This window comes from Microlunatus sp. GCM10028923 (genome assembly GCF_042666975.1).
In the GTDB taxonomy this organism is placed as follows: Bacteria; Actinomycetota; Actinomycetes; order Propionibacteriales; family Propionibacteriaceae; genus Microlunatus.
This window is the reverse complement of sequence record NZ_JBHTFF010000021.1, coordinates 25,640-39,540: the sequence shown is the minus strand read 5'-3', so window position 1 is coordinate 39,540 and position 13,901 is coordinate 25,640. Positions and strand designations below refer to the sequence as shown.

Below are 13,901 nucleotides of genomic sequence, written 5' to 3'. Positions count from 1 at the left end.
GGATAACACGTACGTGCGGGTGACCTCAGGGGACGATGATCAACTTTCCGCGGGTGTGGCCGGAGCGGCTGAGGTCGAAGGCCTCGCCAACCTGGTCGAGGCCGAATGTTCCAGAGATCTCCACGGTCAGCTGTCCGGCCTCGGCCAGGGCGGCCAGGCGGGCGGTCTCGGCGCCGTCGGGCCGGACCCAGACCACCGAACCGCCGTGTTCCGCCACCGAGGCATCGGCGATGGAGGCGTGCCGGCCGCCCTTCCGCAGTACGGCAAGCGTCGTGTCGAGCTGACCGCCCACGAAGTCGGCCACGGCGTCGACGCCGTCCGGGGCCAGCGCGCGCACCCGGTCGGCCAGCCCGTCGCCGTACTCGACCGGCTCGGCGCCGAGGTCCTTCAGGAAGTCGTGGTTGCGGGCGGAGGCGGTGCCGATCACCCGGGCCCCGCGGGCGACGGCGATCTGGACGCCGAGGCTGCCGACGCCGCCGGCCGCACCGTGGATCAGTACGGTCTCGCCGTCGGTGAGCTCGATCCGGTCCAGCGACCGCAGCGCCGTACCGCCGGCGAGGGGCAGCCCGCCGGCCTGCTCCCAGGACACCGAGGCCGGCTTCCGTGCCACGTACGCGGCCGGCACCGCGACCTGCTCGGCGAAGGTCCCGGCGTGCACGACGTCCTTCCGCGCATAGGCCAGCACCTCGTCACCCGGCGCGAACTCCGGCGTGTCCGGCCCGACCGCGATCACCGTACCTGCTACGTCCCAACCGGGGATGACCGGGAAAACCGTCTCCAGCAAGGGATCCAGGCCACCGGCGAGCACCTTCCAGTCGACCGGGTTCACGCCCGCGGCGTGCACCTTGATCAACACCGAACTCGGCGCGACCTTCGGCGGATCCACCTCGCGAACCTCGAGGGTCGAGTTGTCCTGGCTGTAGGCCGAGTAGGTGACGGCGCGCATGGGCTTCCTTCCTGGTTGTTCGTGACTCAGGAAGAGACACCGCCGAGCCCGCCGGTATTCCCGGCCTGTCAGATCCCGGTCTTGCCGTACCCCTCGGGCATCCGGAACGGGCAATAGAGATCCATCTGCGGCGACACCCTGGCCTGCGCCACCCGGAGTGCCTCGATCGGCGACGCCGAACCGAGCTTGATGCTCTCCTGGGCGGCGAACATGGCCTCCCACCAGACCTGGCTGACCGGGAACGGCGGCCGCGAGGTGGAGTACGCCAACTGGTCGATGAAGAACTTCGCGTCGCCGAACGCCGGATCGCCGAGCAGGTCCCGGTACGTCGGCAGCTCACCCGTCTGCGGGATCATGATCGACTGTCCCGCCCGACCGGCGTAGAACTTCATGAAGTCCCAGGCCGCCTTCGACTTCGACGAGCCCTTCGGCATCACCAGCGAGAACCCGCCGGACCAGGTGTAGATCGGGTCGTTCGGGTCGAACACCGGCAGGTGGGTGTAGCCGAGCTCAAGATCGGGAGCGTACTTCTTGACCGAGGTCCGGTAGTTGTTCGTCTGGATCACGAAGCCTTGCTGCTGGCCCAGGAACGAGGTCTGCGCCGGCGGATGGTTCGGCGGCTCGTAGGTCGCCTTGAACGCGTCCACCCGGTTGTAGTCCTTCTCCCGGGTCCACTGGTCCAGATAGACGTACGCATCCAAGATCGGCTGCGCGGTCAGATCCACCCCGCAGGTCTCGTCGTCGAAGAAGCTCGCGCCGTTGCCCAGCGAGTAGAGGTAGCCGGAGCCCTGGTCGGACCACGGGATCAGACCGAGCTGGGCGTAGTTGCCCCGGCTGTCGGTCTTGATCAACTGGTCGCTCAGTTCGTCCAACCGGGCGACCGTGGGCGCACCGTTCGCCGGGTCCAGTTCGTCCAGGTCGATCCCGGACTCCCGGAGCACCTTCTTGTTGTAATAGAGAACTCGGGTGTCGGTGGAGGTCGGCAGCCCGTACGTCTTCCCGTTCAGCTTCAGCTCGTTCATCGCGAACGGCAGGTACTGCTCCCGCAGGTCGTCGTCCTCGTACTTCTCGATCAGGTCGTCGATCGGTTCCAGCAGGCCGAGCGCCGCGTACTGCGCGCCGCTGAAGCGGTCCATCCACCACAGGTCGGGCGCGGTACCGGCCCGCACCGCGGTGATCACCTGCGTCGCGTCGCCGGTCCCCGACGACGGCACGTTGTTCACCGTGATCTTGACGTCCGGGTTCTCCTTCCGGAACGCCTCGACCACCTCGGTCTCGTACTGCCGGGTGCTGCCGCCGACACCCCAGACCAGGATCTCGTTCTCCCCGCGCTCCGGCCGGGTGCAGCCGGTCAGGGCGCCGCCACCGGCCACCGCGACACCGGCCGCGCCGGCACTGGTCAGGAATCCTCGCCGATTCATCATGTGAAGCCTCTCGATCATTTGAAGCCACCGAGGGAGATCCCGCGGATGAAGTACCGCTGGAACACGAAGAACAAGATCACCAACGGCAAGATCACCAGGAACGAGGCCGCCATCAGCTGGTTGAACTGGATGTCCTCGGACTCGGTCTGCCGGAAGCTCTGCATGCCGATGGACAGCGTCTGGACGTTCTCGTCCTGCAGGTAGATCAACGGACCCATGAAGTCGTTCCAGGCACCCACGGCGGCGAAGATCGCCACCGCGGTCAGGGCGGGCAGCGCGTTCGGGAAGACCAGCCGCCAGGCGATCTTCCACTCCCCCGCCCCGTCCACCCGGGCCGCGTTGAGCATGTCCCGCGGGATCTGCAACAGGAACTGCCGCAGCAGGAAGGTGTAGAAGGCGCCCGCGAACAGATGCGGTACGACCAGCGGCGCCCAGGTGTTGACCCAGCCGAGGTTGGCGTACAGGTCGAACATCGGGATCAGCGTCACCGGGAACGGCAGGAACATCGTGGCGATCACGATGTAGAAGACCTTGTCCCGGCCGCGCCACTCCAGGCAGCCGAAGCCGTACGCGACGACGAAGCTGGACACCACCGAGAAGACGACCGACATGATCGTGATCGCCGCGGTGTTCACGAAGAAGCGGGCGAACGGCATCGCGTTGACCGCATCCACGAAGTTCTGCCAGCGCAGCTCGGTCGGGAAGAACGTCGGCGGGTACTGGGCCAGCTCGGCCTCGCCCTTCAGAGCCGAGATGATCATCCAGTAGAGCGGCAGCAGGAACAGGCAGCTCAACCCGATCATCAGCACCCGCGCGAGAAGCGAGCTGTACCAGCGTTGCCGGCTGCCGTCCTTGGCCAGTCCCGTCTGCCGTCGGCCCTGGGTGATCTCCCGGCCCTCGTCGTAGCCGGGGCCGGTCTGCGTGGTCAGAGTCATGATCGCCTCCTCAGCCTGCGGCCGTGTCGTAGTTCACGAAACGCCGGGACAGCCAATAGACCAGGCCGGCCAGCAGCATCCCGACGATGAAGAGCACCACGGCCATCGCCGACGCATAACCGAGCGAGGCGTATTTGAAGGCGTTCTGGTACAGATACATCATGTAGAACAGGGTTCCGTTGTCCGGCGCTCCGGTGCCGTTGGTCAGCACGTAGGCCTCGGTGAACACCTGCAGCGCGCCGGAGATCCCGGTGATCAAGTTGAACAAGATCGCCGGGCTGAGCAGCGGCAGCGTGATCGACCAGAACTGTCGCAGCGGCCCGGCCCCGTCCACCCGCGCCGCCTCGTACAAGGTCTTCGGGATGTTGTTCAGCCCGGCCAGGAAGATCAACGCGGCGTTGCCGGCGCCCAGCTGCAGCATCAGCACGATCACGATCTTGGCCGAGATCGGCTCGCCGAGCAGGTTCACGCTCTCCCGGCCCAACGCGTTGTTCAGCAGGCTGAACAGGCCGAACTGCGGGTTCACGAAGACCACGAAGATGAAGCTCAGCGCGAAGGCCGGCACCAGCGACGGGATGTACAGCGCGGTCCGGTAGACGGCGACCTCGCGGACGTTGCGGTTCATCGCCAGGGCCAGCAAGATCGCGACGACGAGCCCGATCGGCACCGCCAGCCCGGCGTAGAAGATCGTGTTGAACGAGGACGTCCTGATCAACGGATCGGTGAAGATCGTCAGGTAGTTGCCCAGGCCGACGAACGTCGGCGCGAGCATCCCCGAGTAGCGGGTCAGGCTGATGATGATCGAATAGACGAGCGGGTACGCGACGAAGACGGTCACCCCGATCAGCCAGGGCGAGATGAACAGCAGGCCCATCCGCAGATTGCGCTTGTCCCGTGCGCTCCACGGTCTTCGGGACCGCGCCGCAGGGCGGTCCCGTGGTCCTTCAACCCCGGCCTCGGGCCCGGCCGTGGGCATGGCAATATCTGTCGGATTCGACATCGAATTCCTCTCCTGGGGCGGGTGTGGCCGAAGAGAGTCCACTTCCTGATCACGGGCGTGCGTTCCGCAGCAACGACCGATAGCGTGAAATTACTCCATCACTTGGAGTTTGTCGACACAAGGCCCTGACAAGACCGACAGAGACGAGGTCAACAGATCGTGTCCAATCCCCTCAGAGTCGCGGTGCTGAGCTTCTGGCACGTGCACGCAGGCGACTACTCCCGTTCCACCCAGGCGCACCCCGACACGGAGCTCGTCGCGGTCTACGACGACGATGCCGAACGCGGCGCGGCCGGCGCGAAGGACTTCGGTGCCGAGTTCACCGATGACCTGGACGCCCTGCTGGCGCGGGACGACATCGACGCCGTCACCGTCACCACCGAGACCAGCCGGCACCGCGACGTGATGGTCGCCGCGGCCCGGGCCGGCAAGCACATCTTCACCGAGAAGCTGCTCGCACCGACCGTCGCCGAAGCCGAAGAGATCATCGCCGCCGCCGACGAGAACGGCGTGAAGCTGATCGTCTCGCTGCCCCGGCTGTACCACGGCTACACGGCCAAGATCAACGAGATCGTGGCCTCCGGGGTGCTCGGCGAGCTCACCTACGGCCGGGTCCGGCTGTCCCACGACGGGGCGGTCAAGAACTGGCTGCCGGACCGCTTCTACGATCCGGAGACCGCGATCGGCGGTGCACTGACCGACCTCGGCTGCCACCCGGTCTACCTGACCCAGCTGTTCCTCGGCGACGATCCGGACACGGTCAGCGCCACCTACCGTTCGATCACCAAGCGGCCGGTCGATGATCATGCCGTGGTCACCATCGGCTACCCGAACCAGCGGATCGGCGTGATCGAGGCCGGCTTCGCCAGCCGGAACCCGTTCAGCATCGAGCTGTTCGGCACCGAGGGCGCCCTGGTCTACAACGACGCCGAGAACGTCGTCCGGGTCTCCGGCGCCGACCGGGACTGGACCAGCCACGAGGTGCCCGAGCACGGCCAGGACGCCTACGGACAATGGGTCGACCACATCCGCAACGGCACCCGGGCCGACGACAACCTGGCCCGCGCCGTCGAGCTGACCCGCCTGGTCGTCGCGGCCAACGAAGCGGCCGGCACCGGCCAGTCCGTTTCCTACACTCACTGATCTCACTGAGGAGCCTTCCAGCATGAGCAAGATCAAGGTCGGCCTGATCGGGGCCGGCGGCATCGCCTCCGCCCACATCCGCGGTTACGCCACCCACAGCGACAAGATCACCATCACGGCGGTCGCCGACGCCGTACCGGAGACGTTGGCCAAGCGGGCCGAGGAACTGTCCGCGGAGTCGTACGCCGACTACCACGACATGATCAACTCGGCCGACATCGACGCGGTGGACATCTGCCTGCCGCACCACCTGCACGCCGACGCGATCCTCACCGCGGCCAAGGCCGGCAAGCACATCCTGTGCGAGAAGCCGCTCTGCCTGAACGCCGACGAGGCGCGTCAGGTGCTGGACGCGGTCGCGTCCGCCGGGGTCACCCTGATGAGCGGCCACAACCAGCTGTTCATGCCGGCCGTGGCGAAGGCGAAGGAACTGATCGAGTCCGGCGCCCTCGGCAAGGTGTACGAGGTCCGGACCACCGACAGCTTCTACAACAACTTCGACCCGGCCAACATGGGCTGGCGGGCCAGCAGCAAGACCAGCGGCGGCGGCGAGCTGATCGACACCGGCTACCACCCGACCTACCTGATGCTGCACCTGGCCGGCGGTGTCCCGGTCGAGGCGACCGCGATGCTCTCGACGCACCGGCTGACCTTCGCGGAGGGCGAGGACTCCGCCCAGGTGTTGATCAGGTTCGACAACGGCGTGGTCGGCCAGCTGGTGACCAGCTGGGCGTACACCCCGGCCTCGATCACCGAGCGGTTCTCCGTGGTCGGCGAGCTCGGCTCCCTGTACGGGACCAAGTCCGAGCTGTCGTACACGCTGCGCTCCGGCGAGTCGAAGACCGAGGAGTTCGAGGAGGTCGACACCTTCACCGCGGAGATCAGCCACTTCGCCGATTCCTTGATCAACAAGACCCGCCCGCTGCACACTGAGAAGGAAGGCATCGAGGCCCTCGGCATCATCCTCGCCGCCTACGAGGGCGCCAAGACCAAGACGATCGCCCCGGTGATCCAGGTCTAACCCTCCCCTGCACCACCCGTCGCCGAGTGTGACGTTACCTACCGCGGAAATCGAGTTCGCGGGTCCGTAACGTCACACTCGGCGATCCTGGTTCCGGGTCAGTCGGAGGTGCGGGTCATCGCGTAGGTGTAGCCGCCGCCGGGCCAGGTCCAGGCGCCGTCGATCCGGTTCCGGTCCGTGCCCGAAGCCTCCCCGCCGAAGGTCCAGGTGCCGCGCAGGAACTGGGCCAAGGATTGAATCGTCATGGCGAGGTTGACCAGGGCCCGAACCGAAATTCATCGGTCGAAGTAGGGTGACCTGCATGGCGAATCCGCTCATTCTTCCGTACGGCGACACGGCTCCGGTCATCGATGCCGAGGCCTGGGTCGCGCCGAACGCGACGATCGTCGGCGAGGTGACGATCGAGGCTGCGGCCAGCGTCTTCTACGGTGCCGTGGTGCGTGGCGACATGGCCGAGATCCGGCTCGGTGCGGGCAGCAATCTCCAGGACAACGTGGTGGTGCACACCGACACGGGGCATCCGTCGATCATCGGGTCGGGCGTCAGCGTCGGGCATGCGGCGGTGGTGCACGGCTGCACCATCGAGGATGACACGCTGATCGGGATGCACGCCACGGTGCTGAACGGTGCCGTGGTCGGCCGGAACTCGCTGGTGGCTGCGGGCACGGTGGTGCTGGAGGGCACGGTGATCCCGCCCCGGTCGCTGGTCGCCGGGGTGCCCGGCAAGGTGCGTCGCGAGCTGACCGACGCCGAGGTGAGCAAGGTGATCGACAACGCCAAGCACTACCTCGACCTGTCCGCCGGCCATCGCGCGCTGGGATCATGATCATGGACGACGTACCCTGGCTCGACGAGCGTGAACGCGACTGCTGGGTCGCCCTGGTCAACATCGCGATGCGACTGGAGAGCACGCTGGATACCCAGCTCAGCAAGGATTCCGGCCTGCGCATGGTCGACTACTACGTGATCGCCATGCTCTCCGAGAGCCGTGACCTGACCCTGACGATGGGCGAGCTCGCCGCCCGCAGCAACTCCTCGCCGTCCCGGATGTCGCACGTGGTGAAGCGGCTGGAGGCACGCGGCTGGGTCCGCCGGTCACCGTCCGAGGTGGACGGCCGCGGCACCCTGGCCACCCTCACCGATCTTGGGCTGCAGACCATCGAGACGGCGGCACCGGAACATGTCCGGCACGTCCGCCGGCTGGTCTTCGACGCGCTCGATCCGGAGGACCTCGGTCCGTTGACCGCCGGGCTGACCAAGATCGCCGAACGGGTCACCCCGCCGCTGGCGCGGCGCTCGGTGGCCGATTCCCAGGCAACCGAACCGGCCTGACCTCAGGGCGCGCTGACCTCAGGGAGCGGTGGCGGTCGCCAGTACGCGGCGCAGGCTGCCCCAGTGCCGAAGGGACTCGACACCCTCGTCGTGGAAGGACCGCAGCGCGGGGTCGTCGCCCGGTTCGAGCGCAGCGGCTTCCTCCCACATCGCCCGCTCCGCCCCCTGCCACTCGGGCCGTTCGACCACCGTGACGTCGTCGAAGCCGGCCCGGGCCAGCTCGGCGGCGAGCTGCAGCCGGGCCAACCGGGCATACCGCTCCGTCGCCGGTTCACCGCGCGGCTCCCAGCAGGTCAGCACCACCCGGCCGCCGGGGACGAGGATCCGCCGCAGCTCCGCGAAGGCGGCCTCCGGCGGGTCCGCGAACTGGATCGAGTCGATGCAGACGATGCCGTCGACCGAACCGTCGGCCAGCCCGGTGGCGGCGAACTCGCCGACCCGGAAGTCGGCCTCCCGGCCGAGCCGATCGGCCAGCGCCGTGGCCTGCTCGATCGCGACGGCGGAGTGGTCGACCCCGACCTGCTTCGCTCCGGTACGGGAGGCGATCTCCAGCCCGTAACCACCGCGGCCGCAGGCCAGGTCGAGCAGCGTCCGGCCGGGCGCCAGCCGCAGTTCGTCGGTCACCTCGGCCAGCCCGTCCCAGGTGAGCAGACTGGTCGACGGCAGCCCCGGCGGCAAGCCGAGGTGCCGGCGCTGGATCTCGTCCACCAGCGGGGATTCCGCCATGTTGGCGTACCAGGTGTCGAAGTAGCGGGCGCGCTCGGTGGTCATTTCGTCAACCTACCGCGGGCCGCTCCCGTTGCCGCTAGGATCCGGAGATAGTTCGGATCCGTACGATCTCGGGGAGTTGATCATGCTGACGCGACGGACCTTGATCACCGGCGGCGTCGGCGCCGCGACGGCGATGGCCCTCGGCGCCGAGCCGGCCCAGGCCCGGCCACGACTGCCGGACGAGTACCTGGTCAGCACGGCGCCCGGCTTCCAGCCCGAGGGCATCGCCGGCGGGCCCGGCGGCCGGTTCTGGGTGGGCAGCCTGACCACCGGCGATGTCGTCGTCGGCGACCGCCGGTCGGCCCGGATGCGGCCGTTCGCCGCCGGCGCCGAGGCGGGTCGGGGTAAGGCGCTCGGGTTGTCCTGGCACCGCGGCCGGCTCTGGGTGACCCGGCCGGACGGCCTCGACCTGTACGACCTCCGCGGCCGGCTGGTCCAGCAGGTGCAGGTGCCGGACGGCACCCCGTCGTTGAACGACCTGGCCTTCACCCGCGACGCGGTCTACGTCACCGACGACGCCAACGCTGTCGTCCACCGCGCCCCGCTGTCCGGCCCGCGCTGCGGCGAGCTGCGGCCCTGGTTCGTCGCGACCGACTGGCATCCGGAGTTCCAGACCGGCTGGTGGTTCCTGAACGGGATCGTGACCAGCCGGGATCCCGACCTGCTGCTGGTGTCCAGCCAGGGACTGGGCAGCCTGATCCGGCTCGATCCGGCCACCGGCGCCGCGGCGTTCGTCGAGGTCGAGGGCGCTGCCGACGGCTTCTTCGGGCCGGACGGGATGCGGCTGTCCGGACGCCGGCTCGCCGCGGTGCTCAACTACCGGGCACCGGCCGGTCGGCAGGGCGTCTACTTCGTCGAGCTGAACCGCGACCTGACCGCCGGCCGACAACTCCCGCAGGTGCTGGACGCCGGCCTGGACTCGCCGACGACGCTCGAGCTGGACCAGGGCCGGATCCTGGTCGTCAACAGCCAACTCGATCATGCTCCGGGCACTCCGCCGTACACGGTGACGGCCTTCCCGGATCCGCGTTCCTGATCAACAGGCCTGGTCCGCGGCCTCCTCGAGCCGGCCGATCAGCCAGGTCAGCCGGCGCTGAGTTTCCTTGATCGACTTCGGGTCCTGCCGCTCGGTCCAGTGCCGTGCAACGGCCCGCTCGGCCCGCCGGTGCAGGCGCCGGCCGGTTGCGGTCATCGTGATCAACGCGCTCCGGCCGTCCTCGACCGGCCGCCGCTCGATCAGGTCCTTGCGTTCCAGCGAGGCCAGCAGCCCGGACAGGGTCGACCGGGTGATCCCGAGCCGTCGACCGATCGCCCCATGGGTCCGGGGACCAGCGGTGATCAACAGGCTGGTCACGGCATACTCGCTCGGAGTCAGCCCGAGCGGTTGCAGGATCACCCGGAGCAGCGCTCCGACCCGCTCGTGGGCGACCAGCACGTCGAACAGGATCCCGATCGCCACCTCGTCGCCCGGATCTTCAACCATGCTTGCGATCCTAGTGTCGTCATGAACTGCTAAAGTCGGGTGGCTCCGGAAGGAGCACACGATGGACATCGGCGTCGTCCTGCAGACCACTCCCCCGTCGTCCCGCGTTGTTGATCTTGCCGTGCGGGCGGACGGTTACGGGTTCAGCCACGTCTGGACCTTCGACAGCCACATCCTGTGGCCGGAACCGTACCCGATCCTCAGTCAGATCCTGGACCGCACCGAGCGGGTCGTGGTCGGCCCGATGGTGACGAACCCGGAGACCCGGGACTGGACCGTGACGGCCAGCCTGTTCGCCACCCTCAACGAGATGTACGGCAACCGGACGATCTGCGGCATCGGTCGCGGCGACTCGGCGGTCCGGGTCACCAACGGCCGGCCCAGCACGCTGGCCACGCTGCGCGATTCGGTCGAGGTGATCCGCAGCCTGGCCGCCGGCGAGGAGATCGACTACCGGGGATCGACGATCCGCTTTCCCTGGGTCGACGGCAGCAGCCTGGACGTCTGGATCGCCGCGTACGGACCACGGGCGCTGGCCCTGACCGGCGAGGTGGCGGACGGTTTCATCCTGCAGGTCGCGGATCCGAGCATCGCCGCCTGGACGATCGCCGAGGTCCGGGCCGCTGCCGCCGCGGCCGGCCGCGATCCGGAGTCGCTCACGATCTGCGTCGCGGCGCCGGCGTACGTCACCGAGGACGATCCGGCCGCCCGGGCCCACGCCCGTGATCAACTTCGCTGGTTCGGCGGCATGGTCGGCAACCACGCGGCCGACATCGTCGAGCGCTACGGAGAGTCGGCGCCGGTGCCGCGGGAGCTGACCGAGTTCATCGCCGGGCGGGTGGGCTACGACTACAGCACCCATGGCCGGGCCGAGAACGATCATGTCGGCTTCGTCGCCGACGAGGTGCTGGACCGGTTCTGCCTGATCGGCCCGGTCGATGATCACGTACGCCGATTGAAGGGGCTGGCCGAGCTCGGGGTGGATCAGTTCGCGATCTACCTGCAGCACGACGCCAACGACGAGACGCTGCGCCGCTACGGCGAGGAGATCCTGCCCCGGCTCGCCTAGTGTCGTGCGTCACTAGTGTCAGGTCGGTGTCAGGCCGATGACAGGCTCCGCTCGGAGGGTGGTTCCACGAACGACGACGCATCCGAGTGAGAGGGACGACACGATCATGAGCACAACGAACGCAGCCACCGTGCAGGGCCACGTCGAGGACGGTTGGGGCAAGGTCGCCGACGCGTTCCGGGCGAACTTCAGCGGCGATCCCGGCGAGGTCGGCGCGGCCTGCGCCGTGTACCACGACGGCCGGCCGGTGGTCGACCTCTGGGGCGGGCTCAGCGACAGCGCGACCCAGCGGCCGTGGAACGAGGACACCATCGCCCTGGTCGCCTCCACCACCAAGGGGGCCACCGCGATCTGCGCCCACCTGCTGGCCCAGCGGGGGCAGCTGGACCTGGACGCCCCCGTGGTCGAGTACTGGCCCGAGTTCGGCGCGGCCGGCAAGGAGGAGATCCCGGTCCGCTGGCTGCTCTCGCACCAGGCCGGACTGCCGATCGTCGACGGTCCGCTGACCTTCGAGGACGCCTGTGCCTGGGATCCGGTGATCAAGGCGCTGGAGGCGCAGCGGCCGCTGTGGCAGCCGGGCACCGAGCACGTCTACCACAGCATGACCTACGGCTATCTGGTCGGCGAGGTGGTGCGGCGGATCTCCGGGAAGTCGCTCGGCACGTTCTTCGCCGACGAGATCGTCGCCCCGCTCGGCCTGAACGCCTGGATCGGACTGCCCGAGGAGCAGGAGCCGCGGGTGGCCACGATCGGGTACGCGAAGCCGTTCACCCTCGAGGAGATGACCGAGGGCATGATCGCGACCATGGGTCTGGACGCGGAGACGGTGACCCGGTGGATCCAGGCGCTCTGGAGCGAGGACTCGGTGCAGGCCAAGGCCGCTTCGGTCGGCGGTGCGCTCGATGATCAGTCCGTCTTCGAGTCCCGGGCCTACCGGGCGGCGGAGTTCCCGGCTGCCAACCTGCACACGGACGCGCGGTCGGTCGCCCGGATGTACGCGGCCACGGTGAGCGACGTCGACGGCTTCCGGCTGCTCGAGCCGGCGACGGTGGAGCGGGCGACCGAGGTGCAGACCGACAAGACCCGGATGTACGGGCTGCCGGCGGACCTGGACATCCCGGCGAACCGGTCCTTCAACATGTCCCTCGGGTTCTGGAGGTCCTGCCCGCCGATGCCGCTGACCGGGCCGAAGGCGTTCGGGCATCCGGGTTCGGGCGGGTCGGTCGGGTTCGCCGACCCCGAACTGGGGATCGGGTTCTGCTACCTGACCAACCTGTGGTCGTTCCGGATCGGCGAGCCGCGGGCGTCGAGCCTCGCCGAGGCGGTCCTAGCCAGCCTCTGACCGGTGCACCGGCCGTGGCCCCTCCGGCCACGGCCGGGCCCGTTCCAGCTGGGCGGCGACGGAGATGATCATGGCGTCGGCACCGTACCGACCGGTCAGCATGATCCCGATCGGCAGCGTCCGGCCGTCCCGTTCGATCCGGTGCAGCGGCAGGCTGATCGATGGGCGGCCGGTGACGTTGGCCAGGTTGGTCCACGGCGTGTACGCGTACTGGGCTTCGAATTCGGCGACCGGATCATGATCATTCCTCAAGCCCCCGATCGGCATCGGCGGCTGCGCCAGGGTCGGGGTCAGGATGAGGTCGTACGACTGCCAGGCAGCGGCCACCTCGCGGGTGATCAACTGCGCCGTCTGCACGGCCTGGGCGTAGCGCAACCCGCTGACCCCGCGACCGACCTCGCGCAGGTGCCGGGTCAGCGGTGTCAGCCGGTCCTCCGCCCCGGCCGGAACCGGGGCGCCGAGGGCGCCGATCGACCAGAGCGCCTCGAACGCGTACAGGCCCCGCTGCTGCGACTCGGCCGTGAGCGGCGCGGGCCCGGCGTCCACCCGGTGCCCGAGCTCGGTCAGCAGTTCCGCCGTCCGTTCGGCCGCCTCCCGGCAGGCCGGATCGACCTCGCCCGGCGTTCCGTAGAAGGGATCCAGGACCAGCCCGATCCGCAGCGACTCCGGCTCGACGTCGCACGCGGCGAGGAACGGACCTCCCGGCGGGGCGACGAACGCGTCACCCGGCCAGTCGTGGGCGAGCAGATCCAGCGCCAGCGCGGTGTCGCGGACATCCCGGGTCACCACCCCGTGGGTGCTCAGCCCGGCCGCCTCCGCACCGTACGGCCCCGGGCTGACCCGCCCCCGGGACGGCTTCAGCCCGACCAGCCCGCAGCAGGAGGCCGGGATCCGGATCGATCCGCCGCCGTCACTGGCATGTGCGATCGGTACCAGCCCGGCGGCCACCGCGGCCGCCGCACCGCCGCTGGACCCGCCGGCCGACCGGCCCAGATCCCAAGGGGTACGGGCCGGCGGCGCCACGTCCGGCTCGGTGTACGGCGGCAGCCCGAACTCGGGCGTATTGGTCTTGCCGATCATGATCGTTCCGGCCTCCCGGAGCAGGGTGACCACCCCGTCGTCGACCGGTGCCGGATCCGCCGGCAGCGCCGCGCTACCGCGCCGGATCGGCACTCCGGCGACCTGGGTCAGATCCTTGATCGGACAGGGAACCCCCGCCAGCGGCGGCAGCTCCTCGCCCGCCCGGAGCCGCCGCTCCAGCTCGGCCGCCTGGGCCAGCGCGAGCTCCGGCGTCAGCGTCACGAACGCCCCCACCTCCGGCCCCAGCCGCTCGGCCCGCTTCAGGGTGTCCTCGACGAGTTCGGTCGGCGACACCGCCCCGGTTCGGACGGCCTCGGCGGTTCCACGTGCGCTCAGCATCACAGCCCCACGCTAA

General features: G+C 69.0%; 15 protein-coding genes. 7 read left to right on the top strand and 8 right to left on the bottom strand.

What is annotated here, in order from left to right; genetic code table 11:
* Window positions 1-25: 25 nt before the first annotated feature.
* The 4 genes from ACFQU4_RS34590 to ACFQU4_RS34575 form a co-directional block, all read right to left on the bottom strand.
* Window positions 26-946, bottom strand: a complete 921-nt coding sequence (locus ACFQU4_RS34590) for an NADP-dependent oxidoreductase (protein WP_377501085.1) — start codon at window positions 944-946, stop codon at window positions 26-28.
* Window positions 947-1,014: 68 nt separating this feature from the next.
* Complete coding sequence (locus ACFQU4_RS34585) at window positions 1,015-2,370, bottom strand: ABC transporter substrate-binding protein (protein ID WP_377501082.1); 1,356 nt, start codon at window positions 2,368-2,370, stop codon at window positions 1,015-1,017.
* A gap of 14 nt (window positions 2,371-2,384) precedes the next feature.
* Window positions 2,385-3,305: a carbohydrate ABC transporter permease gene (locus tag ACFQU4_RS34580; RefSeq protein ID WP_377501079.1), complete on the bottom strand. Its 921-nt coding sequence runs from the start codon at window positions 3,303-3,305 to the stop codon at window positions 2,385-2,387.
* A gap of 10 nt (window positions 3,306-3,315) precedes the next feature.
* Window positions 3,316-4,179: a carbohydrate ABC transporter permease gene (locus ACFQU4_RS34575; RefSeq protein ID WP_377501076.1), complete on the bottom strand. Its 864-nt coding sequence runs from the start codon at window positions 4,177-4,179 to the stop codon at window positions 3,316-3,318.
* A 285-nt stretch (window positions 4,180-4,464) separates the two neighbouring features.
* Here ACFQU4_RS34575 and ACFQU4_RS34570 point away from each other — a divergent pair, with 285 nt between their 5' ends.
* Both ACFQU4_RS34570 and ACFQU4_RS34565 read left to right on the top strand, forming a co-directional pair.
* Window positions 4,465-5,448 (top strand): Gfo/Idh/MocA family protein, encoded by a 984-nt coding sequence (locus ACFQU4_RS34570; RefSeq protein WP_377501073.1) that lies wholly within the window; start codon window positions 4,465-4,467, stop codon window positions 5,446-5,448.
* A gap of 22 nt (window positions 5,449-5,470) precedes the next feature.
* Window positions 5,471-6,469, top strand: a complete 999-nt coding sequence (locus tag ACFQU4_RS34565) for a Gfo/Idh/MocA family protein (RefSeq protein WP_377501070.1) — start codon at window positions 5,471-5,473, stop codon at window positions 6,467-6,469.
* 98 nt (window positions 6,470-6,567) lie between these two features.
* Here the strand turns inward: ACFQU4_RS34565 and ACFQU4_RS34560 are convergent, their stop codons facing one another.
* The gene (locus ACFQU4_RS34560) at window positions 6,568-6,714 is read right to left on the bottom strand and encodes a hypothetical protein (protein WP_377501067.1); all 147 of its coding nucleotides are present in this window, start codon (window positions 6,712-6,714) and stop codon (window positions 6,568-6,570) included.
* Window positions 6,715-6,770: 56 nt separating this feature from the next.
* Here ACFQU4_RS34560 and ACFQU4_RS34555 point away from each other — a divergent pair, with 56 nt between their 5' ends.
* Window positions 6,771-7,295: a gamma carbonic anhydrase family protein gene (locus tag ACFQU4_RS34555; RefSeq protein WP_377501064.1), complete on the top strand. Its 525-nt coding sequence runs from the start codon at window positions 6,771-6,773 to the stop codon at window positions 7,293-7,295.
* Window positions 7,292-7,801 (top strand): MarR family winged helix-turn-helix transcriptional regulator, encoded by a 510-nt coding sequence (locus tag ACFQU4_RS34550; RefSeq protein ID WP_377501061.1) that lies wholly within the window; start codon window positions 7,292-7,294, stop codon window positions 7,799-7,801. Before ACFQU4_RS34555 ends, ACFQU4_RS34550 begins: the two co-directional genes overlap by 4 nt.
* Window positions 7,802-7,819: 18 nt before the next feature.
* Here the strand turns inward: ACFQU4_RS34550 and ACFQU4_RS34545 are convergent, their stop codons facing one another.
* Entirely contained in the window at window positions 7,820-8,572 is a 753-nt protein-coding gene (locus ACFQU4_RS34545) for a class I SAM-dependent methyltransferase (protein WP_377501059.1), read from the bottom strand.
* A gap of 82 nt (window positions 8,573-8,654) precedes the next feature.
* Here ACFQU4_RS34545 and ACFQU4_RS34540 point away from each other — a divergent pair, with 82 nt between their 5' ends.
* The gene (locus ACFQU4_RS34540; RefSeq protein ID WP_377501057.1) at window positions 8,655-9,608 is read left to right on the top strand and encodes a hypothetical protein; all 954 of its coding nucleotides are present in this window, start codon (window positions 8,655-8,657) and stop codon (window positions 9,606-9,608) included.
* Here the strand turns inward: ACFQU4_RS34540 and ACFQU4_RS34535 are convergent, their stop codons facing one another.
* Window positions 9,609-10,055: a MarR family winged helix-turn-helix transcriptional regulator gene (locus ACFQU4_RS34535; protein WP_377501055.1), complete on the bottom strand. Its 447-nt coding sequence runs from the start codon at window positions 10,053-10,055 to the stop codon at window positions 9,609-9,611.
* Between the two features lie 61 nt (window positions 10,056-10,116).
* On the opposite strand from ACFQU4_RS34535, the gene ACFQU4_RS34530 reads away from it, so the two are divergent.
* Together ACFQU4_RS34530 and ACFQU4_RS34525 are read left to right on the top strand one after the other, a co-directional pair.
* The gene (locus tag ACFQU4_RS34530; RefSeq protein ID WP_377501053.1) at window positions 10,117-11,124 is read left to right on the top strand and encodes a TIGR03842 family LLM class F420-dependent oxidoreductase; all 1,008 of its coding nucleotides are present in this window, start codon (window positions 10,117-10,119) and stop codon (window positions 11,122-11,124) included.
* A 106-nt stretch (window positions 11,125-11,230) separates the two neighbouring features.
* Window positions 11,231-12,466 (top strand): serine hydrolase domain-containing protein, encoded by a 1,236-nt coding sequence (locus tag ACFQU4_RS34525; protein WP_377501051.1) that lies wholly within the window; start codon window positions 11,231-11,233, stop codon window positions 12,464-12,466.
* Here ACFQU4_RS34525 and ACFQU4_RS34520 read toward each other — a convergent pair.
* On the bottom strand, window positions 12,452-13,885 hold the full coding sequence (locus tag ACFQU4_RS34520; RefSeq protein WP_377501049.1) for an amidase: 1,434 nt from the start codon (window positions 13,883-13,885) through the stop codon (window positions 12,452-12,454). The genes ACFQU4_RS34525 and ACFQU4_RS34520 overlap by 15 nt on opposite strands.
* Between the last annotated feature and the right edge of the window lie 16 nt (window positions 13,886-13,901).